Below are 22,053 nucleotides of genomic sequence, written 5' to 3' on the forward strand. Positions count from 1 at the left end.
TTCCCCACACCATGCCATGGCAAAGCGGCCGGGTGTGTCAGCAACCTTCCACTTCATCGCAGTCAAAGACCAACATTGTCTATTATACAATGTTATTCGTCTAGATGCAAGCATCTTTTTGTTTGCATCTGCTTTTCTCTACTTTTGCTATTATACATGGCACTTTAAAGAATTTCAAGTTTTCATCTAACAGAATTCATTTTACAGTTTCTGGGTTTTGTTTTGTTGGTTTTATATTACTATAGAAGAAACTCGTCAAAACATAAAAATATAATCTTACTCATTATATAAACACAAACAAAAAACCCAAGGGAGAATCCCTTGGGTTTTTATATCAGTTAAGATTACTCAACGATAGTTGCAACTACGCCGTAACCTACTGTACGTCCACCTTCACGAATAGAGAATTTAGTTCCCTCTTCGATAGCGATTGGAGCGATAAGTTCGATAGTCATTTCGATGTTGTCACCAGGCATTACCATTTCAGTACCTTCTGGTAATTGGATGATACCAGTTACGTCAGTTGTACGGAAGTAGAACTGAGGACGGTAGTTAGCGAAGAATGGAGTGTGACGTCCACCTTCTTCTTTAGATAATACGAAAACTTCAGCTTTGAATTTAGCGTGTGCTTTTACAGAGCCAGTTTTAGCAAGAACTTGTCCACGTTGGATGTCTTCACGAGCAACCCCACGAAGAAGAGCACCGATGTTGTCTCCAGCTTGAGCTTGGTCAAGAAGTTTACGGAACATTTCTACACCAGTTACAGTTGTAGAAGCATTCTCTTCAGCAAGACCGATGATTTCTACTACGTCACCAACTTTAACGATTCCGCGCTCTACACGACCAGTTGCAACTGTACCACGACCTGTGATAGAGAATACATCCTCGATAGGCATTAAGAATGGTTTGTCAGTTTCACGTTCTGGAGTTGGGATGTAAGCATCAACTTCAGTCATTAATTCAATGATTTTTGCTTCCCAATCAGCTTCTCCTTGAAGAGCTTTAAGAGCAGAACCTTTGATTACAGGAATGTCGTCGCCTGGGAATCCGTATTCAGATAATAGGTCACGAACTTCCATTTCTACTAATTCTAATAATTCTTCGTCGTCTACCATGTCGCATTTGTTTAAGAATACAACGATGTAAGGTACACCTACTTGACGAGAAAGAAGGATGTGCTCACGTGTTTGAGGCATTGGGCCATCAGCAGCAGATACTACTAAGATACCGCCGTCCATTTGAGCAGCACCAGTGATCATGTTTTTAACATAGTCAGCGTGACCTGGGCAGTCAACGTGTGCATAGTGACGAGTTTCAGTTTCGTACTCAACGTGTGCAGTTGAGATTGTGATTCCGCGCTCTCTTTCTTCTGGAGCAGCGTCGATTTGATCGTATCCGCGTGCTTCAGCACCACCAGCTTTTGCAAGAACTGTAGTGATCGCAGCAGTTAATGTAGTTTTACCATGGTCAACGTGGCCGATTGTACCGATGTTAACATGGGGTTTAGAACGTTCGAATTTAGCTTTAGCCATTCTAAATTCCTCCTTAGTTTATATAGGTTATTTTATATTTAGACTAGAAAGCGAAACCAAAGTCTCACTTTCTAAGCTTACATAAGTAGTTATACTTGAACAATCGATAAAAATCAATTATTCACCTTTATTTTTTTTAATAATTTCTTCTGAAACAGACTTCGGTACTTCTTCATAATGATCAAATGTCATTGAGAATGTTCCGCGTCCTTGAGTGTTTGAACGTAATGCTGTCGCATAACCGAACATTTCAGAAAGTGGAACCATAGCGCGAACAACTTGTGCGTTACCGCGAGCTTCCATACCTTCTACACGTCCACGACGAGATGTTACGTCACCCATGATGTCTCCCATGTATTCTTCAGGAATTACAACTTCAACTTTCATCATTGGCTCAAGAATTACTGGGTTACATTTAGAAACCGCAGCTTTAAGTGCCATAGATGCAGCGATTTTGAACGCCATCTCAGATGAATCGACATCATGGTAAGAACCGTCAACTAATGCTGCTTTAATGTCAACTAGTGGGTAACCAGCTAGTACACCATTTTTAAGTGAGTCTTCAAGACCCGCTCCAACAGCTGGGATGTATTCACGTGGAACTACACCGCCGACGATTTTGTTTTCGAATTCAAATCCTTTACCTTCTTCGTTAGGTGCAAACTCAATCCAAACGTGACCGAATTGTCCACGTCCACCAGATTGACGAGCGAACTTACCTTCAACTTTCGCAGCAGCGCGGAAAGTTTCACGGTATGCTACCTGAGGAGCACCAACGTTTGCTTCAACTTTGAATTCACGGCGCATACGGTCAACGATGATATCAAGGTGAAGTTCACCCATACCAGCGATGATTGTTTGGCCAGTTTCTTGGTCAGTGTGAGCACGGAATGTTGGATCTTCTTCAGAAAGCTTAGATAATGCTGTACCCATTTTATCTTGGTCAGCTTTAGATTTTGGTTCGATAGCTACAGAGATAACTGGCTCTGGGAATTCCATAGACTCAAGGATAACAAGGCTCTTCTCGTCACAAAGAGTATCACCAGTAGTAGTATCTTTTAAACCTACAGCAGCAGCGATGTCACCAGCGTAAACTGTTGAAATCTCTTCACGGCTGTTAGCGTGCATTTGTAGGATACGACCTACACGCTCACGCTTACCTTTAGTTGAGTTTTTCACGTATGATCCAGAGTTTAACACACCAGAGTACACACGGAAGAACGTTAACTTACCAACATAAGGGTCAGTCATGATTTTGAATGCTAAAGCTGCAAATGGTTCTTCATCGCTAGACTTACGTTCTACTTCTTCCTCTGTATCCGGAAGAGTACCTTTAATAGCAGGTACATCTAATGGAGATGGTAGGTAGTCGATAACTGCGTCTAACAGAATTTGAACACCTTTGTTTTTGAATGCAGAACCACAGATTACTGGGAAGAATTCTACAGAAGTTGTAGCCTTACGGATACCAGCTTTAAGCTCTTCTACAGTGATTTCTTCACCTTCTAGGTACTTCATCATCATTTCTTCATCAAGCTCAGCTACCGCTTCAATAAGCTTTCCACGGTATTCTTCAGCTAGTTCTTTGTGCTCTTCAGGAATTTCGACACGCTCGATGTCTGTTCCTAAATCGTTACCGTACATGTAAGCACACTCTTCAACAAGGTCAATGATACCATTGAACTCATCTTCAGCACCGATTGGTAACTGAATTGGATGTGCGTTTGCTTGTAAACGATCGTGGATTGTCCCTACAGAGTATAAGAAATCTGCACCGATCTTATCCATTTTGTTAACGAATACGATACGAGGAACACCGTAAGTAGTAGCCTGACGCCAAACAGTTTCTGTTTGTGGTTCTACACCAGATTGTGCATCAAGTACTGCTACCGCACCATCAAGTACGCGTAAAGAACGTTCTACTTCTACTGTGAAGTCTACGTGTCCTGGAGTGTCAATGATGTTTACACGGTGACCTTTCCATTGAGCTGTAGTTGCAGCAGAAGTAATTGTGATACCACGCTCTTGCTCTTGCTCCATCCAGTCCATCTGAGATGCACCTTCATGAGTTTCACCGATTTTATGAATACGTCCTGTGTAATACAGAATACGCTCAGTTGCTGTAGTTTTACCAGCATCGATGTGAGCCATGATACCAATATTACGAGTGTTTTCTAAAGAGAACTCTCTTGTCATTTGGTGTCTTGCTCCTTCCATATATGGATTGGATTTTTTTATTTTAAGTAGCAAAAAAGCCACTTTATATTGTTACATATGCCAGTGTCCAGTACCCTCATTATGTAAAACGAGCGCCCAACGAAAGGGAGAGGCATTCTCCCTCTCCACACTTCCATAAGCGACAAATAAAGCGGTTTATGCTTACATTTATTTTACGTTGAATCCTACCAACGGTAATGAGCAAATGCTTTGTTAGCTTCTGCCATTTTATGAGTGTCTTCACGTTTCTTAACAGATGCACCAGCGTTGTTAGCTGCATCTAAGATTTCGTAAGCTAGACGCTCTTCCATAGTTTTTTCACCACGAAGACGAGCATAGTTTACTAACCAGCGAAGACCTAAAGTTGTACGGCGTTCTGGACGAACCTCAACTGGAACTTGGTAGTTAGCACCACCAACACGACGAGCGCGTACTTCAAGAACAGGCATGATGTTCTTAAGAGCTTGCTCGAATACTTCCATTGGTTCTTTATCTGAACGTTCACGAACGATATCGAAAGCGTTATAAAGAATTGTTTGAGATTTACCTTTTTTACCGTCAACCATCATTTTGTTGATTAGGCGTGTTACAAGTTTAGAATTGTACATTGGATCAGGTAACACGTCACGTTTCGCAACAGGTCCTTTACGAGGCATATTGAGTTCCTCCTTTCATTATAAGTTTATTATTTTTTAGCAGGTTTTGGTCGCTTAGTACCATATTTAGAACGTCCTTGCATACGTTTGTCAACACCAGCTGTATCAAGCGCTCCACGAACGATGTGGTAACGTACCCCTGGTAAATCCTTTACTCGACCACCGCGAATTAATACTACGCTATGCTCTTGTAGGTTATGACCGATACCTGGGATGTAAGCTGTAACTTCAATACCGTTTGTTAAACGTACACGAGCGTATTTACGTAACGCTGAGTTAGGTTTCTTTGGAGTCATTGTACCAACACGAGTACATACACCACGTTTTTGAGGTGCAGAGATATCAGTTGATTTTTTCTTTAAAGAGTTAAAACCTTTGTTTAACGCAGGTGATTTAGATTTCCATACTTTATCAGTACGACCATTTCTCACTAATTGGTTAATAGTAGGCATTTGATTATCCTCCCTTCGCATGTTTGTATGACCACATATCCAGGTGGTTCATTATTAGTTGAAAACAAAGTTTTTGCAAGGAAGAGCAAATGCTCTCTCCTCACAAAAACAGTTTTAACTTATTATTCCTATTGCTGAAGCTCCCACTTGAATCCCCGAAACTTTTCCAAGCTTACGAACTGATTCAACTTTGGTTATGGGTATGTTATGTTGCAAAGCAGTGCGAATGATAATATGGGTTAACCGCACATCAGCATCTTCTGCAATAACAACTTCTTTAACTATACCATTTTTGATTGCTTCCAATGTTCGTTTATGACCAACGACTACATTTTCAGCATTTGACACTTTTTGATAAGACATATAAATATCCTCCAAAGCATCGTTCAGGAGCAACCTTGATTATAGTAACATTTTGACTCATACAATGTCAACTAGGATTAGATGTTTTTATACAAAATTTACGACGGAAAATTTTACTGTTCCACATAAATCTCATCGTTTTCTACATTCATGTCATCTTGTGTTGTTTTTACAAGATCCACTTTGCGATAACGATTCATACCTGTTCCAGCAGGAACAAGTTTACCGATAATAACGTTCTCTTTCAGTCCTAGAAGCTCATCACGTTTACCTTTAATTGCTGCATCAGTTAAGACACGAGTTGTTTCTTGGAATGATGCTGCAGATAAGAATGAATCAGTTTCAAGTGAAGCTTTTGTAATACCAAGTAGAACAGGTCTAGCCGTTGCTGGTTGTTTACCTTGCAGTAACACCTTCGCATTCGCATCAGTAAACTGATGGATATCTAGTAATGTTCCTGGTAATACATCTGTTTCACCTGCATCACTTACACGAACTTTACGTAGCATTTGACGTACCATTACCTCTACGTGTTTGTCACCAATTTCTACCCCTTGCATACGGTATACTTTTTGAACTTCACGTAATAAGTATTCTTGAACTGCCGTAATGTCCGTTACTTTTAGTAATTCTTTCGGATCAATAGAACCTTCTGTTAACTCTTTACCGTGGCTAATTGGCTGTCCTGGCGTTACTTTCAGACGAGCACCGTAAGGAATAGCATACGTACGAGCTTCAACCTCACCCTGTACAACTACTTCTTGGCGATCTTTAACATCATTGATCGCTGCGATAACACCGTCGATTTCACTGATAACTGCCTGACCTTTCGGATTACGAGCTTCAAAGATCTCTTGGATACGAGGTAAACCTTGTGTGATATCATCACCGGCAACCCCACCTGTATGGAACGTACGCATCGTTAACTGTGTACCTGGCTCACCGATAGATTGAGCCGCGATAATACCTACCGCTTCTCCTACTTCTACGTCTGTACCAGTTGCTAAGTTACGACCGTAACACTTCTTACATACACCATGGCGAGTGTTACACGTAAACGCTGAACGAATGTTTACAGTTTCAACACCCGAATTTTCAACGATATGAGCGATATCTTCAGTAATTAATTGATTTTCAGCAACTAATACTTCACCTGTTTCAGGATGTTTTACAGTTTTTCTTGCAAAACGTCCAACAAGACGATCATATAATGACTCAATTACTTCATTACCCTCTTTAATCGCACCGATTAGTAAACCGCGATCTGTTCCACAATCATCTTCACGAACAATTACATCTTGTGCAACGTCTACAAGACGACGTGTTAAGTAACCAGAATCGGCAGTCTTAAGTGCTGTATCGGCAAGACCTTTACGAGCACCATGCGTAGAGATGAAGTACTCAAGTACTGTTAAACCTTCACGGAAACTTGATTTGATCGGAAGTTCAATGATACGACCAGATGGATTGGCCATCAGACCACGCATACCAGCAAGCTGAGTGAAGTTAGATGCGTTACCACGGGCACCGGAATCACTCATCATGAAGATTGGATTGCGTTTATTCAAGGACTTCATCAGTTTTCCTTGGATAACGTCTTTTGCATTACTCCAAATAGAGATAACACGATCGTAACGTTCTTCTTCCGTGATTAAACCGCGACGGAATTGTTTAATTACATTATCTACTTTTGCTTGTGCTTCGTGGAGAATTTCATCTTTTTCACCTAATACAAGAATGTCAGATACCCCAACTGTAATACCAGCTTTTGTAGAGTATTTAAATCCTAAGTTCTTCATACGGTCAAGCATGCGAGACGTCTCTGTAATTTTGAAACGCTTGAATACTTCCGCAATGATGTTACCAAGAATCTTCTTGCTAAATGGTGCCACTTCTTCGCGACTAGCAATAATTTCTTTAATGTTCGCACCTTTTTCAACGAAATATTCCGCTGGTGTTTCTTTTTCAAGGTTTGAGTTTGTTGGTTCGTTAATATAAGGGAACGACTCTGGTAAGATTTCGTTAAATATTAATTTACCAACTGTTGTTAATAGAAGCTTACCTTTTTGCTCTTCAGTAAACGTTACATTATTTACTGAACTTGCAGCAACTGCAACACGCGTGTGCAGATGTACATATCCATTTTGATATGCAAGTATTGCTTCGTTGGCATCTTTGAAGACCATACCTTCACCGATTGCACCTTCACGCTCAAGTGTTAAGTAGTAGTTACCTAATACCATATCCTGAGATGGAGTAACAACTGGTTTTCCGTCTTTTGGATTCAAGATGTTTTGTGCCGCTAACATAAGAATACGAGCTTCTGCTTGTGCTTCTGATGATAACGGAACGTGAACCGCCATTTGGTCACCGTCAAAGTCCGCGTTGTATGCAGTACATACAAGTGGGTGAAGACGGATTGCACGACCTTCTACTAGTGTAGGTTCAAACGCCTGGATACCAAGACGGTGAAGTGTTGGTGCGCGGTTTAGAAGTACTGGATGTTCTTTAATCACAGATTCTAAAACGTCCCAAACTTCAGGTTGTACACGCTCGATTTTACGTTTAGCACTCTTAATGTTGTGTGCTAAACCTTTTTCAACTAACTCTTTCATAACGAAAGGTTTGAACAGTTCAAGCGCCATTTCTTTCGGTAATCCACATTGGTACATCTTTAAGTTCGGTCCTACAACGATTACTGAACGACCAGAGTAGTCAACACGTTTACCTAATAAGTTTTGACGGAAACGTCCTTGTTTACCTTTAAGCATGTGAGATAGAGATTTTAATGGACGGTTACCTGGTCCAGTAACTGGACGGCCACGGCGACCATTATCGATTAATGCGTCTACAGCTTCTTGTAACATACGTTTTTCGTTTTGAACGATGATGCTTGGTGCACCTAAGTCCAATAGACGTTTTAAACGGTTGTTACGGTTAATTACACGACGGTATAAGTCGTTTAAATCAGAAGTAGCAAAACGTCCACCATCCAACTGTACCATTGGGCGTAGTTCTGGTGGGATAACTGGAAGAACATCTAGGATCATCCAAGATGGGTGATTTCCAGAGTTACGGAATGCTTCTAATACTTCTAGACGTTTAATAGCACGAGTACGGCGTTGTCCTTGTGCTGTTTTTAATTCTTCTTTTAAGAAGTCTACTTCTTTATCTAAATCGATATCTTGTAGTAGCTTTTTAATCGCTTCTGCACCCATAGCAGCTTGGAATGTGCTACCATATCGATCACGATATGCACGGTATTCTTTTTCAGAAAGTAATTGCTTCTTATCAAGTGGTGTATCTCCACTTTCTGTTACAACATAAGAAGCGAAATAAATTACTTCTTCAAGCGCGCGAGGGGACATGTCTAAGACAAGTCCCATGCGGCTCGGGATACCTTTGAAATACCAAATATGAGATACAGGAGCAGCTAATTCGATATGACCCATACGTTCACGACGAACTTTTGCACGCGTTACTTCAACGCCACATCGATCACAAACTACACCTTTATAACGTACACGTTTGTATTTTCCGCAATGACATTCCCAGTCCTTTTGTGGTCCGAAAATACGCTCACAGAACAAGCCATCTTTTTCAGGCTTTAACGTACGATAGTTAATTGTTTCTGGTTTCTTAACTTCACCGTATGACCAAGAACGAATCTTGTCAGGTGAAGCAAGTCCAATCTTCATATATTCAAAGTTATTTACATCTATCAAGGGGCCTACCTCCCTTTTAGTCTACAGGTTATCCCAATTATTCCTTAGTTGTCTCAACTTCGACATTCAATTTATCTGCTGATTGATGATCGTCGTCATCTTCTGTATCACGCATTTCGATTTCTTTATCGTCGCTAGACATCATTTTAACGTCCATACCTAAACTCTGCAGTTCTTTAATCAATACTTTGAATGATTCAGGAACGCCTGGTTCTGGAACATTTTCACCTTTAACAATTGCTTCATACGTCTTAACACGTCCGATAACATCATCAGACTTCACTGTTAAAATTTCTTGAAGAGTATAAGCAGCACCATAAGCTTCAAGTGCCCAAACCTCCATCTCACCGAAACGCTGTCCACCGAACTGAGCTTTACCTCCAAGAGGTTGCTGCGTTACAAGTGAGTATGGTCCAGTAGAACGAGCATGAAGTTTATCGTCAACCATGTGCGCAAGTTTGATCATATACATGACACCAACAGATACGCGGTTATCGAATGGTTCACCAGTACGTCCGTCATACAGGATTGTTTTCGCGTCATTTGCCATACCAGCTTCTTCAATTGTGCCCCATACATCTTCCTCACGAGCACCATCGAATACTGGTGTTGCAATGTGAATGCCAAGGTATCTTGCTGCCATACCAAGATGAAGCTCTAATACCTGACCGATATTCATACGAGATGGTACCCCTAATGGGTTTAACATGATATCGATTGGCGTACCATCTGGTAAGTAAGGCATATCTTCTTCTGGTAAAATACGAGAGATAACACCTTTGTTACCGTGACGTCCTGCCATCTTGTCACCTTCAGAAATTTTACGTTTTTGAACGATATACGCACGTACAAGTTGATTCACGCCCGGTGGCAATTCATCGCCATCTTCACGGTTGAATACTTTTACGTCTAAGATAATACCGCCACCACCATGTGGTACACGTAGTGATGTATCACGTACTTCACGTGCTTTTTCACCGAAGATTGCATGTAATAGACGTTCTTCTGCTGTTAGTTCTGTTACACCTTTAGGTGTTACTTTACCAACAAGTAGATCTCCATCTTTTACTTCAGCACCGACGCGAATAATACCACGCTCATCAAGGTTACGAAGTGCATCTTCTCCGACGTTTGGAATATCACGTGTAATTTCTTCTGGTCCAAGCTTCGTATCACGAGCTTCTGACTCATATTCTTCAATATGAATAGAAGTGTACACATCATCTTTTACAAGGCGCTCACTCATAATGATCGCATCCTCATAGTTATAACCGTCCCATGTCATGAAGCCAACAAGCACGTTACGTCCAAGTGCTAGTTCACCTAATTCCATAGAAGGACCATCCGCAAGGATTTCACCTTTTACAACTTCATTTCCAACACTTACGATTGGACGTTGGTTGTAGCAAGTTCCTTGGTTAGAACGAATGAATTTTTGCATTTTGTAGCGATCTAAGTCGCCTTTTACTGTTTGACCGTCAACTTCTACATAGCGACGTACCCAAACTTCACGTGCTTCTACGCGTTCAACAACACCAGGGTGTTTACAGATTACTGCAGCACCTGAGTCTTTTGCTGATACGTACTCCATACCTGTACCTACAATCGGTGATTCCGGATTCATTAACGGAACCGCCTGACGTTGCATGTTCGCTCCCATAAGTGCGCGGTTAGAGTCATCGTTTTCTAAGAACGGAATACAAGCTGTCGCTGCCGACACTACTTGCTTTGGAGATACATCCATATAGTCGATGCGTTCTTTATTTGTGACAATGTTTTCACCACGGAAACGAGCTACGATATCTTCATCAAGGAATTCTCCTTCTTCAGATAATTTCATATTCGCTTGGGCTACAACATAATTATCTTCTTCATCTGCTGTTAAATAATCAACCTGCCCTGTTACAAGACCAGTTTCTGGGTCAACACGACGGTATGGTGTTTCAATGAAACCAAACTCATTTACTTTCGCGAACGAAGATAATGAGTTAATCAAACCGATGTTTGGTCCCTCTGGTGTTTCAATCGGACACATACGACCGTAGTGAGAGTAGTGAACGTCACGCACTTCAAAGCCTGCGCGCTCACGCGTTAAACCACCGGGTCCTAATGCAGATAGTCTTCGTTTGTGAGTTAACTCTGCTAATGGGTTTGTTTGGTCCATGAACTGAGATAACTGAGAACTTCCGAAGAACTCTTTAATAGATGCAATAACAGGACGGATGTTAATTAACGCCTGTGGTGTAATTGCATTTGTATCTTGAATCGACATTCTCTCACGAACAACACGTTCCATACGAGAAAGACCGATACGGAATTGGTTTTGTAAAAGCTCTCCTACTGAACGTAAACGACGGTTTCCTAAGTGGTCGATATCGTCTGTGTCCCCTACTTTGTATAGTAGGTTGAAGAAGTAGCTGATAGAAGCAAGGATATCACCTGGTGTAATATGTTTTATATCACGAGTAATATTTGCATTACCAATTACGTTAATTACGCGTTCGCCTTCTGACTCAGGAGCATAAATCTTAATAGATTGCAGCTCAACATCGCCTGCTACCACTCCACCCATTGGTTTCGCTGTTTTGAATCCAATGTTTTTCTCTAAGTAAGGTAGAATGCGATCAAGCGTACGACGATCTAAGACTGTTCCTTCTGCCGCTAAAATTTCACCAGTTTCTGGATCCACCAGTGTTTCAGCTAAACGTTGGTTAAACAATCTATTTTTAATGTGTAGCTTTTTGTTGATCTTATAGCGACCTACATTTGCTAAGTCGTAGCGCTTCGGATCAAAGAAACGAGACACAAGTAAGCTCTTTGCATTTTCTACTGTTGGTGGTTCACCAGGGCGTAGACGCTCATAAATTTCAAGCAATGCTTTTTCTGTGCTATCTGTGTTGTCTTTTTCTAATGTGTTGCTTAAGTATTCGTTATCACCTAAAAGCTCGGTGATTTCTTGATCAGAGCCAAACCCTAATGCGCGTAACAAAACAGTTACAGGAAGTTTACGAGTACGGTCAATACGTACATATACAACATCCTTAGCATCTGTCTCATACTCTAACCAAGCCCCGCGGTTTGGAATTACAGTAGCAGTAAAACCACGTTTTCCGTTTTTATCCACTTTGCCACTATAGTATACGCTTGGAGAGCGAACTAACTGGGAAACGATAACACGTTCTGCACCGTTAATTACGAATGTTCCAGTCTCTGTCATGAGTGGGAAATCTCCCATGAACACATCTTGTTCTTTTACTTCACCAGTTTCCTTGTTGATTAGACGCACTTTTACACGAAGTGGTGCTGCATACGTCACATCACGCTCTTTGCATTCTTCTACAGAGTATTTAGGTTCACCTAAGCTGTAGTCGATAAATTCAAGCGATAGATTTCCCGTAAAGTCTTCGATCGGAGAAATGTCTTGGAACATTTCTCGCAAACCCTCATCAAGAAACCACTGATAAGAAGAGGTTTGAATTTCGATAAGATTTGGTAACTCTAATACTTCACTAATACGGGCATAACTTCTTCGTTGGCGGTGGCGTCCGTATTGAACTAGTTGACCTGTCAACTGCTTCACCCCTCAAATCATGAGTATTATAAATGCACAAAAAAATTTGTGCAAAATCACAAATAAATACAACTACTGCTATTAGCGTAGTTTTTTTCTCTTAAAGATAGATACGTTGAGTCTTTCTACCTGCTCAAAAAGAAAAATGGCTTCTTTAAGAAAACCATCATTCTGTTTCATAATCTGCTGATTTTACTATCTTTTCCAAGAGAAACAAAAATATACATCTTTTCTCAACGCAGAAAATCATATATTGGCATTGTATAATGTTAACATAGCCAAAAATAACCGTCAACGCTTTTTTGATTTTATGATATAATATCCTTTTTTCTTTTCTACAACTTCAACTTCAGAAAATACTTCTTCTAGTTTTTTTAGCGCAGATGGTGCACCTTGTTTCTTTTGAATAACAATCCACAATTCTCCACCTGAAACTAAATACTCTACAGCTTTTTCTAAAATCTCATGCACGATATCTTTACCAGCACGAATTGGAGGATTAGATAGAATAACAGCATACTTGCCATCTACATTTTCATAGACACTACTTTGCAAAATACGTACATTTTCAATTTTGTTATTAGCGGCATTTTCTTTTGCAAGCCCCAAGGCCCTTTCATTCACATCCACCATGTGAATTTCACGATCTTGAAACTCTTTCGCTAACGACAAACCGATTGGACCGTACCCACACCCTACGTCTAACACATTACCTTTAACATCTGGCATTTGAAACGCTTCAATTAAAAGACGAGAACCAAAGTCCACTTCGTTTTTCGAGAACACCCCATGGTCAGATAAAAAAGTAAATCGAGATTCACGAAGCGTAAATTCCCATCGTTTACGATCACTCTTACTAGAAGGGTCGTTAGAAAAATAATGGTCTGCCATATGGCCACCTCTTTTCTTTACAGTTAAAAAAAAAGCTCGCATGAGAGCGAGCTTTTTAAAGCATCAAAAGTTAATTACTTAACTTCTACAGCAGCGCCAACTTCTTCAAGTTTAGCTTTCATTTCTTCAGCTTCCTCTTTAGAAACGCCTTCTTTGATTGCTTTTGGAGTGTTGTCAACTAATTCTTTAGCTTCTTTTAAGCCAAGACCAGTGATTTCACGTACAGCTTTGATAACTTTGATTTTTTGAGCGCCAGCACTTGCAAGTACTACGTCAAATTCAGTTTTCTCAGCAGCAGCTTCACCAGCGCCACCAGCTACAGCTACAGGAGCAGCAGCAGTTACGCCGAATTCTTCCTCGATAGCTTTTACTAAGTCGTTAAGTTCTAATACAGTCATAGATTTAACTGCTTCAATGATTTGTTCTTTAGTCATTGTAAATATCCTCCCTTAAATAGGTTTGTATTGTTTTATAGATAACAAGTAATTATCTTTTAAAAAATTAAGCGCCTTGCTCTTCCTTTTGTTCTGCAACTGCTTTAGTAGCAAGTGCAAGGTTACGGATTGGAGCTTGAAGAACGCTAAGAAGCATAGAAAGTAAGCCTTCACGTGATGGAAGAGTAGCGATAGCTTTAACCTCATCAAGTGTTACAAGTTTACCTTCGATTACGCCCGCTTTAATTTCTAAAGCTTCATGTTTTGTAGCGAAGTCGTTTAATACTTTCGCAGGAGCAACTACATCCTCGTTACTGAACGCGATTGCGTTTGGTCCTGTTAAGAATTCGTTTAACTCAGCCATTTCAGCAGACTCTGCAGCACGACGAGTTAAAGAGTTTTTGTAAACTTTGAACTCAACGCCAGCTTCACGTAATTGCTTACGTAATTCTGTTGCTTCAGAAACTGTTAAACCACGGTAGTCAACAACGATTGTAGATTTACTAGCGCGAAGTTTGTCCGCGATTTCAGTTACAACTTGTTGTTTAGTTTCGATTACTTTGCTCATGTTATTACACCTCCTGTAGATTATATAGAAGATGTACCGAAAGTGCACTAAAAACCTCCATGCCCAACTTGTAGACATGGAGGCATATAGTCACAGAAAAAAGATTCCGCTTCGTATATTAACACCTAGGTAGGAAATTAAGTCGAATGACACCTACTGTCTACGGTACACTATTTAAATTCACAACATAAATGATTATATTAAAACTTCTTTATGAAGTCAACTTCCAATTTTTACGCAAGTGTAGAAACGTCTACGCGTACGCCAGGTCCCATTGTAGAAGCAACAGTTGCATTCTTCATGTAAGTACCTTTTGCAGCAGCTGGCTTAGCTTTTTGTAGCGTGTCAGCAATTGTTTTGAAGTTTTCTACTAGTTTAGCATCTTCGAAAGATACTTTACCGATTGGAACGTGGATGTTACCAGCTTTATCAACGCGGTATTCAACTTTACCAGCTTTGATTTCGTTAACAGCTTTAGTTACATCGAAAGTAACTGTTCCAGTTTTAGGGTTTGGCATTAAACCTTTAGGTCCTAATACGCGACCAAGTTTACCAACTTCACCCATCATGTCAGGAGTTGCTACTACTACATCGAAGTCGAACCAACCTTGTTGGATTTTACCGATGTAATCAGCATCGCCTACGAATTCAGCGCCAGCAGCTTCAGCTTCTTTTGCTTTTTCGCCTTTAGCGAATACTAATACACGTTGTACTTTACCAGTACCGTGCGGAAGAACAACTGCGCCACGAATTTGTTGGTCAGCTTTCTTAGGGTCAACACCTAAACGGAATGCAGCTTCTACAGTTGCATCAAATTTAGCTGTGTTTGTTTTCTTTACTAATTCTACTGCTTCTGTTGCAGAGTAAGCAGTTGCACGATCAACAAGCTTCGCAGCTTCTACGTACTTTTTACCTCTTTTAGCCATTTTTATTTCCTCCTCGAATGTGGTTTTAGCGGAATAACCTCCCACGTTTACGCCTTTTTTCCAGGGATAACCTGAGGATGCGCGCCATCCTTTTATTTTAAAAAACGATAATCATTTACGATAATAAAGGTTGCGAATTGGAATTCCAGACCCGCAACCTTTTTTAAAAACAAATCGAATTAGTCTTCGATAACGATGCCCATACTGCGTGCAGTACCTTCAACCATACGCATTGCAGCTTCTACGCTAGCAGCGTTTAGGTCAGGCATTTTAGTTTCAGCGATTTCGCGTACTTTATCACGCTTAACAGTTGCCACTTTATTACGGTTTGGTTCACCAGAACCAGACTCAATACCAGCTACTTTCTTAAGAAGAACAGCAGCAGGAGGAGTTTTAGTAATGAAAGTGAATGAACGGTCCTCAAATACCGTAATTTCAACAGGGATGATAAGACCAGCTTGATCTGCTGTACGAGCGTTAAACTCTTTACAGAAGCCCATGATGTTAACACCTGCTTGTCCTAATGCTGGACCAACTGGTGGAGCTGGGTTAGCTTTACCTGCAGGAATTTGAAGCTTTACCATTTTAATTACCTTTTTAGCCACGAGACACACCTCCTTAAGTCCGTGATGTGGTCAATTGGACAGTGATTTGCCCTCCCACGTCATATTTTATCTGTAACGATAAAATCTTTCAAAAAACGTCTCCGATAACGAAGACGTACTGACTTAAAAGATATTATCACTTTTTACAATTCATTTCAAGTTTCATTTTATAATTTTTCAATTTGATGGAAGTCAAGTTCAACTGGAGTCTCGCGACCAAACATATCTACAAGCACACTCACTTTTTTCTTCTCCACATCAATTTCTTCAATAGCACCTGTATAATCTGCGAATGGTCCCTCATTTACACGTACTGTCTCATGAAGTTCAAAGTCGAAATCAACCACTTCATTGTCCATTCCCATATGCTTCATAATGGTAACAACTTCCTCTTCTAATAGAGGAGATGGTTTAGATCCAGAACCTGAAGAACCAACAAAACCTGTTACACCCGGTGTATTACGAACAACATACCAAGAGTCATCAGTCATGATTAGTTCCACTAACACGTAACCTGGGAACACTTTTCTTTTCATTATTTTTTCTTTACCATTTTTCATTTCTACTTCTACTTCTTCTGGGACAACAACACGGAAAATTTTATCTTGCATACCCATTGATTCTACACGTTTCTCTAGGTTTGCCTTTACTTTATTTTCATATCCAGAATAAGTATGGACAACATACCAACTTTTTTCCATTCATTTAGGACGAGCGTCCTTCCCTCCCTGACGTACATTTTTTTGCGCAAATGAAAAAACCCGTTCACCGGGCTTTTACACAGTTCTTATAAATAACATTATATCATGGATAAGTGCTTCTTATTCAAGAATTAACCAAGAATTAACCGAATTAAAGAAGAAATGCCCATATCAACTACTGCGAAGAAAATCGCAAAGAACACAACTGTAGCGATAACAGTCGCTGTTGAGCGGAGTAATTCATCTTTTTTAGGCCAACTTACTTTTTTCATTTCGCGACCTACATCGCCGAAAAAGTTCGTTAAACGCATCTGCGGGACCTCCAGTGTATTATTTATTTTGTTTCCTTGTGAACTGTATGCTTATTGCATGTTTTACAAAACTTCTTTATCTCAAGTCGCTCTACTGAGCTCGTATCTTTCATCGTAGAGTAGTTTCGATTTTTACACTCTTCACATGAGAGTACAACTTTTTTCCTCATTAGTTACACCAGCCTTGTAACATTATGTCCCTAAAAATGTATCATACAACAAAAGACAATGTCAATGTCATGACTCTCACTCTCATTACAAAAAGAAAACAGGTGAATTAATTTACACCTGCGTTACTTTCTATGAATTTAAAGTTGTACTCTCTCTCATTTCCATATATCGTTCCAATTTTCTCTTCACCCGCTGTAAAGCGTTATCAATAGATTTCACATGTCTATTTAACTGTTCCGAAATCTCTTGATAAGAGCGACCATCTAAGTATAAAGAAAGTACTTTTCTTTCTAAATCGCTTAATAATTCAGATATTTTAGACTCTATGTCGGTATATTCTTCTTGACTAATGATCATCTCTTCAGGATCAGTCACCTTCGCTTCGGAAATAACATCCAATAACGTTCGATCAGATTCCTCATCGTAAATCGGCTTATCTAAAGACACATACGAATTTAAAGGAATATGTTTTTGTCTTGTTGCTGTTTTAATAGCGGTAATAATTTGTCGAGTAATACACAGTTCAGCAAATGCTTTGAACGAAGACAGCTTGTCCTCTTTATAATCACGAATCGCTTTAAACAATCCAATCATACCTTCTTGAACAATATCTTCTCGATCGGCACCCACTAAGAAATAAGATCTTGATTTCGCGCGAACAAAGTTCTTATATTTATGAATTAAATATTCTAGAGCGTCAGTATTACCTTTTCGAACTAACTCAACGATTGCCTCATCCTCTAAATCACGAAATGTAACGTCGCCTACACTTACGAAGCCTGCTTCCACCTTGATCCCTCCGACCGCTATTTATTTAGCAATATTATACAGTAAAAAGACAAAGAGCGTCAATGCTTCAACGCTCTCCTCTTCTTAATTTTTCTAATTTTTCTGTAATATCCTCACTAAATATCTTTCGCATGGCAGGTTGCTTTTCTTTCGTGTCTTTTGTACGTCTTCTTACTTGTTGTTCCATCGCTTGTACTTCTAACTCTAATTCACGCGCAGATTTCCGAAGGGCACCTTGCGCAAATATAACCCATTGTTCCGTATAATCAGAAGTCGCAACATATATTTGTGTATTTATATTTCTAAGCTCAATCGCAAGTTTCTCTATCTTTTCGTCCGCAGTTTGATTTTTGCGCGTGAATATTACTTCCACCCGCGATTGTTTCATCTTTTTTTCAATACCGTGGACTGTATAGGCATCAAAGACTATCATTACTTTCGTTCCTGTATATCCTTGATAATCCGCCATCTTATCAATAAGCGCGTCTCTTGATGATTGCAAATCTACATCCCGTAGTTTTTTCAAGTCTCCCCAAGCTCCGATAATGTTGTAACCGTCAACGATTAAAATATCGTTCATTTTTTATTTACCAATTTCGTGACGTTTACGATATACCTCATACATTAACAAACTTGCGGCTACTGAAGCATTTAAGGATGTAACTTTACCAACCATAGGTAAAGTAATTAAGAAATCACACTTTTCACCAATAATACGACTCATACCTTTTCCTTCACTACCAATTACTAATCCAATCGGCATTTTACCATCTAAATTACGGTAATCCGTTTTTCCTTTGGCATCTGTACCAGCAATCCAAAGTCCGCGTTCCTTCAATTCATCAATTGTGCGAGATAAGTTTGTTACGCGCGCAACTGGAATATATTCAATTGCTCCTGTTGATGCTTTCGCAACTGATGCTGTAAGTCCTACAGCCCTTCTTTTCGGAATAATAACCCCATGAGCTCCTGTGGCATCAGCAGTACGCATAATAGAACCTAGGTTATGCGGATCTTCAATTTCATCTAAGATTAAGAAGAATGGATCTTCATTACGTTTTTCTGCTACTTTGAATAAATCTTCTAATTCAGCATACTGGTATGCAGCTACTTGAGCAATTACACCTTGATGATTACCCTCAACTAATTGATCTAACTTCTTCTTTGGTGCATGTTGTAAAATAATCTTATTTTCTTTCGCTAATGCTAGTACAATCTGCACTTGCCCTTTGGCAGCACCTTCTGCGATCCAAATTTTATTAATATCTCTCCCTGATCGTAACGCTTCAATTACAGGGTTACGTCCGATAATATATTCACTACTCATGATGATGTGCCCCCTTCCTTTTCTTCTAAAACTGCAATTGCCTTATATACAATTTCGTCTAATCTTTCACGATTATTTAATAAGTGATGATAACCAATTAGCGCTTCAAAGGCTGTACTATGTCGATATGTTTGTACATCCGTATTTTTCGGAACGGTACCTGAATTTGCATTACGCCCTCTTCTTAATACCGCCTCTTCTTCCTCTGTCAAAAATGACGTCTCTAATAAATGATAAACAACTTTCGCCTGTGCTTTTGCCGAAACAAAGCTCGTCCCTAAGCGATGTAATTGATTAGGACGAACCTTTCCCTTTTGAAGGAGGTGATAGCGGATATATTGTTCATATACCGCATCACCCATATATGCTAACGCTAAGCTGTTTAATTGCTTTGCATCAATCATTCTTATCCTCTTTTCCATCTTGTACCTTGTGCGGTATCTTCTAAAATAATATTCCGTTCTTTTAAATCATCGCGAATTTGATCAGATAATGCGAAATCACGATTTTTACGAGCTTCAATACGCTTTTGGATAAGCGCCTCAATTTCCTCATCAAGCAATTCTTCTTTTGCTAATTCTAATCCTAAAATATCGAATAATGTTTCAAGTTGTTTCACGTATGCTTCAATTACAACTTTAGAAGTATGTTCTTCTAATAAATATTGATTTGCGTGATTTGCTACATTATATAATTCAGTAATCGCATTAGCAGTATTGAAGTCATCATCCATTGCTTCTTCAAATGCAGCCTGGAATTTTTCCATCTCAGCTAACCATTTCTCATTATGATCTGTTAAATTCGCGCTACTTTCCATACGATGCTTTAAGTTACCGTAAGCTGTTTTAATTCTTTCTAGCCCGTTATTCGTACTTTGTAATAACTCTTCACTAAAGTTAATTGGATGACGGTAATGTACTGATAGCATAAAGAATCTAATTAACTGTGGATCATATTGCTTAATGATATCGTGAACTAAAATGAAGTTTCCAAGTGACTTAGACATCTTCTCATTATCAATATTAATATATCCATTATGCATCCAGTAACGTGCAAATGTTTTTCCAGTCAACGCCTCGGACTGCGCAATTTCATTTTCATGATGAGGAAATGCTAAGTCTTGACCACCAGCATGAATGTCAATTGTATCCCCTAAGTACTTACGTGCCATCGCTGAGCATTCAATATGCCACCCTGGACGTCCTTTCCCCCAAGGGCTTTCCCAGAAGATTTCTCCCTCTTTTGCAGCTTTCCATAAAGCAAAGTCAAGAGGGTCTTGTTTCTTTTCTCCTACTTCAATACGTGCACCATGACGTAAATCAGCGATTGGCTGATGCGATAATTTACCGTAACCTTCGAATTCTTTCGTTCTAAAGTACACATCACCTTCTGATTCATATGCATACCCTTTATTCACAAGTTCTTGAATAAATTCAATAATAATATCCATATTTTCTGTTACACGCGGATGAACTGTTGCATGTTTGCAACCTAGTGCGGTTACATCTTCAAAATATGCTTCAACGAAACGGTCAGCAATTGTCGGTACATCTTCACCTAATTCATTTGCTGCTTTAATTAATTTATCATCTACGTCAGTAAAGTTAGATACATACTGCACTTCGTACCCTTTGTATTCTAAATAACGGCGTACTGTATCGAACACCATAGGGGGTCTCGCATTCCCAATATGGATGTAGTTATATACTGTAGGACCGCAAACATACATCTTTACCTTATTTTCTTCTAATGGAATAAACTCTTCCTTTTGACGTGTTAGCGTATTATAAATGTGAATAGTCATTTTTATCCTTCCTTTCTACCTTTACTTCAAGTTGCTTTTTCAATTTATCAAGTTCTGCTTCCATAACCTTTAATTTATCAAAAATCGGATCCGGAAGATCGGAATGATTTAACTCTTGACCAATCTTCACTCCATTTTGAATAACGACTCGGCCAGGTATACCTACAACTGTAGAATGCGCAGGGACTTCTTTTAATACAACGGATCCTGCTCCAATTTTAGAATTCTCTCCAACAGTAATTGAGCCTAGTACTTTAGCACCTGTTGCAATTAATACATTATCCTGAATTGTAGGGTGCCTCTTTCCCTTTTCTTTTCCCGTACCACCTAATGTAACACCTTGATAAATTGTTACATTATCACCAATCTCACACGTTTCTCCAATTACAACCCCCATTCCATGGTCAATGAAAAAATGACGACCAATTGTTGCTCCTGGATGAATCTCAATGCCAGTAAAAAACCGACTAACTTGTGAAATCCAACGTGCAATAAAAAAGAAATTCTTTTTATAAAAAGCATGTGCAATTCGATGGGCCCAAACTGCATGTAATCCAGAGTAAGTCAAAATGACTTCGAAATAACTTCGTGCCGCTGGATCCTGTTCAAAAACGACTTCAATATCTTCCCGAAGCCTCTTAAACATCGATGTCCCCTCCCCTTTATGGGCTGCTTTTTCGAGTGAACTAACTCCCTTAACTCCCCACTTATCCTCTAAATCTTTATACAAGGAGATCAAACTTATACTTATACCGACTTTTACGGTATAAAAAAAGACGCCTCTGTCATATTGACAGAGACGCCTTTTAAGCGCGGTTCCACTCTGTTTAGGCTAATAAAAAAGCCTCAAACTCATCCATGATAACGGTGTACACCGCTTCTGCTTACTTTACGCCCTAAGACATTTCACGAAACAATTCGTTGTTCAGCAGAAGACTCGAAGGGGCATTTCAAAAATCCGCTTATAAACCACTTCCAGCCTAAAGGTGGTTCTCTCTGTAAAAAGCCTG

At 39.6% G+C, this 22,053-nt stretch carries 21 protein-coding genes and 2 other annotated features (1 of these 23 cut by a window edge); all 21 genes read right to left on the reverse strand.

Annotated features, from left to right (window positions below; all coding sequences use genetic code 11):
* Positions 1–344: 344 nt before the first annotated feature.
* The 21 genes from tuf to cysE all read right to left on the reverse strand — a co-directional run bounded on the left by tuf (position 345) and on the right by cysE (position 21,689).
* Positions 345–1,532 carry an elongation factor Tu gene (tuf, locus tag JDS81_RS26205; protein ID WP_001029617.1) on the reverse strand — a complete coding sequence of 396 codons (1,188 nt, stop codon included), beginning with the start codon at positions 1,530–1,532 and terminating at the stop codon, positions 345–347.
* 117 nt (positions 1,533–1,649) lie between these two features.
* A complete protein-coding gene (gene fusA, locus JDS81_RS26210) occupies positions 1,650–3,728 on the reverse strand; it encodes an elongation factor G (protein ID WP_000196385.1) in 2,079 nt (692 codons plus the stop codon).
* A gap of 206 nt (positions 3,729–3,934) precedes the next feature.
* On the reverse strand, positions 3,935–4,405 hold the full coding sequence (rpsG, locus tag JDS81_RS26215; protein WP_001137492.1) for a 30S ribosomal protein S7: 471 nt from the start codon (positions 4,403–4,405) through the stop codon (positions 3,935–3,937).
* Positions 4,406–4,434: 29 nt separating this feature from the next.
* On the reverse strand, positions 4,435–4,857 hold the full coding sequence (gene rpsL / locus JDS81_RS26220; protein WP_001142341.1) for a 30S ribosomal protein S12: 423 nt from the start codon (positions 4,855–4,857) through the stop codon (positions 4,435–4,437).
* A gap of 114 nt (positions 4,858–4,971) precedes the next feature.
* Positions 4,972–5,220 (reverse strand): 50S ribosomal protein L7ae-like protein, encoded by a 249-nt coding sequence (locus JDS81_RS26225; RefSeq protein WP_000121831.1) that lies wholly within the window; start codon positions 5,218–5,220, stop codon positions 4,972–4,974.
* Positions 5,221–5,333: 113 nt separating this feature from the next.
* The gene (rpoC, locus tag JDS81_RS26230; RefSeq protein ID WP_000567945.1) at positions 5,334–8,945 is read right to left on the reverse strand and encodes a DNA-directed RNA polymerase subunit beta'; all 3,612 of its coding nucleotides are present in this window, start codon (positions 8,943–8,945) and stop codon (positions 5,334–5,336) included.
* A 37-nt stretch (positions 8,946–8,982) separates the two neighbouring features.
* Positions 8,983–12,516: a DNA-directed RNA polymerase subunit beta gene (gene rpoB / locus JDS81_RS26235; RefSeq protein WP_000147560.1), complete on the reverse strand. Its 3,534-nt coding sequence runs from the start codon at positions 12,514–12,516 to the stop codon at positions 8,983–8,985.
* A gap of 291 nt (positions 12,517–12,807) precedes the next feature.
* Complete coding sequence (locus JDS81_RS26240) at positions 12,808–13,407, reverse strand: class I SAM-dependent methyltransferase (RefSeq protein WP_000763276.1); 600 nt, start codon at positions 13,405–13,407, stop codon at positions 12,808–12,810.
* A gap of 74 nt (positions 13,408–13,481) precedes the next feature.
* Complete coding sequence (rplL, locus tag JDS81_RS26245) at positions 13,482–13,841, reverse strand: 50S ribosomal protein L7/L12 (protein ID WP_000159737.1); 360 nt, start codon at positions 13,839–13,841, stop codon at positions 13,482–13,484.
* 67 nt (positions 13,842–13,908) lie between these two features.
* Complete coding sequence (gene rplJ, locus JDS81_RS26250; RefSeq protein ID WP_000048718.1) at positions 13,909–14,409, reverse strand: 50S ribosomal protein L10; 501 nt, start codon at positions 14,407–14,409, stop codon at positions 13,909–13,911.
* 39 nt (positions 14,410–14,448) lie between these two features.
* Positions 14,449–14,593: a sequence feature (ribosomal protein L10 leader region), on the reverse strand.
* Positions 14,594–14,642: 49 nt separating this feature from the next.
* Positions 14,643–15,335 carry a 50S ribosomal protein L1 gene (gene rplA, locus JDS81_RS26255; RefSeq protein WP_002093855.1) on the reverse strand — a complete coding sequence of 231 codons (693 nt, stop codon included), beginning with the start codon at positions 15,333–15,335 and terminating at the stop codon, positions 14,643–14,645.
* 179 nt (positions 15,336–15,514) lie between these two features.
* The gene (gene rplK, locus JDS81_RS26260; RefSeq protein WP_001085872.1) at positions 15,515–15,940 is read right to left on the reverse strand and encodes a 50S ribosomal protein L11; all 426 of its coding nucleotides are present in this window, start codon (positions 15,938–15,940) and stop codon (positions 15,515–15,517) included.
* Between the two features lie 167 nt (positions 15,941–16,107).
* Positions 16,108–16,641: a transcription termination/antitermination protein NusG gene (nusG, locus tag JDS81_RS26265; protein ID WP_000415793.1), complete on the reverse strand. Its 534-nt coding sequence runs from the start codon at positions 16,639–16,641 to the stop codon at positions 16,108–16,110.
* 131 nt (positions 16,642–16,772) lie between these two features.
* Positions 16,773–16,952, reverse strand: coding sequence for a preprotein translocase subunit SecE (secE, locus tag JDS81_RS26270; protein ID WP_001241321.1), 180 nt, complete (start codon positions 16,950–16,952; stop codon positions 16,773–16,775).
* Positions 16,953–16,975: 23 nt separating this feature from the next.
* On the reverse strand, positions 16,976–17,122 hold the full coding sequence (gene rpmG, locus JDS81_RS26275; protein WP_012260172.1) for a 50S ribosomal protein L33: 147 nt from the start codon (positions 17,120–17,122) through the stop codon (positions 16,976–16,978).
* Positions 17,123–17,252: 130 nt separating this feature from the next.
* Positions 17,253–17,912 carry an RNA polymerase factor sigma-70 gene (locus tag JDS81_RS26280; protein WP_000387198.1) on the reverse strand — a complete coding sequence of 220 codons (660 nt, stop codon included), beginning with the start codon at positions 17,910–17,912 and terminating at the stop codon, positions 17,253–17,255.
* A 67-nt stretch (positions 17,913–17,979) separates the two neighbouring features.
* Entirely contained in the window at positions 17,980–18,492 is a 513-nt protein-coding gene (locus JDS81_RS26285; RefSeq protein WP_000997879.1) for an NYN domain-containing protein, read from the reverse strand.
* Between the two features lie 3 nt (positions 18,493–18,495).
* Positions 18,496–19,239: a 23S rRNA (guanosine(2251)-2'-O)-methyltransferase RlmB gene (gene rlmB / locus JDS81_RS26290; RefSeq protein WP_000093761.1), complete on the reverse strand. Its 744-nt coding sequence runs from the start codon at positions 19,237–19,239 to the stop codon at positions 18,496–18,498.
* Positions 19,236–19,643 (reverse strand): Mini-ribonuclease 3, encoded by a 408-nt coding sequence (locus JDS81_RS26295; RefSeq protein ID WP_000564265.1) that lies wholly within the window; start codon positions 19,641–19,643, stop codon positions 19,236–19,238. The genes rlmB and JDS81_RS26295 overlap by 4 nt, the downstream gene beginning before the upstream one ends.
* Before the next feature lie 2 nt (positions 19,644–19,645).
* Complete coding sequence (gene cysS / locus JDS81_RS26300; RefSeq protein ID WP_000152262.1) at positions 19,646–21,043, reverse strand: cysteine--tRNA ligase; 1,398 nt, start codon at positions 21,041–21,043, stop codon at positions 19,646–19,648.
* The gene (cysE, locus tag JDS81_RS26305) at positions 21,024–21,689 is read right to left on the reverse strand and encodes a serine O-acetyltransferase (protein ID WP_000476498.1); all 666 of its coding nucleotides are present in this window, start codon (positions 21,687–21,689) and stop codon (positions 21,024–21,026) included. The genes cysS and cysE overlap by 20 nt, the downstream gene beginning before the upstream one ends.
* Before the next feature lie 146 nt (positions 21,690–21,835).
* Positions 21,836–22,053 (reverse strand) — a binding site (T-box leader); it runs 31 nt beyond the window's last position.

The organism is Bacillus cereus group sp. N31 (assembly GCF_016483245.1).
Classification (GTDB): domain Bacteria; phylum Bacillota; class Bacilli; order Bacillales; family Bacillaceae_G; genus Bacillus_A; species Bacillus_A toyonensis.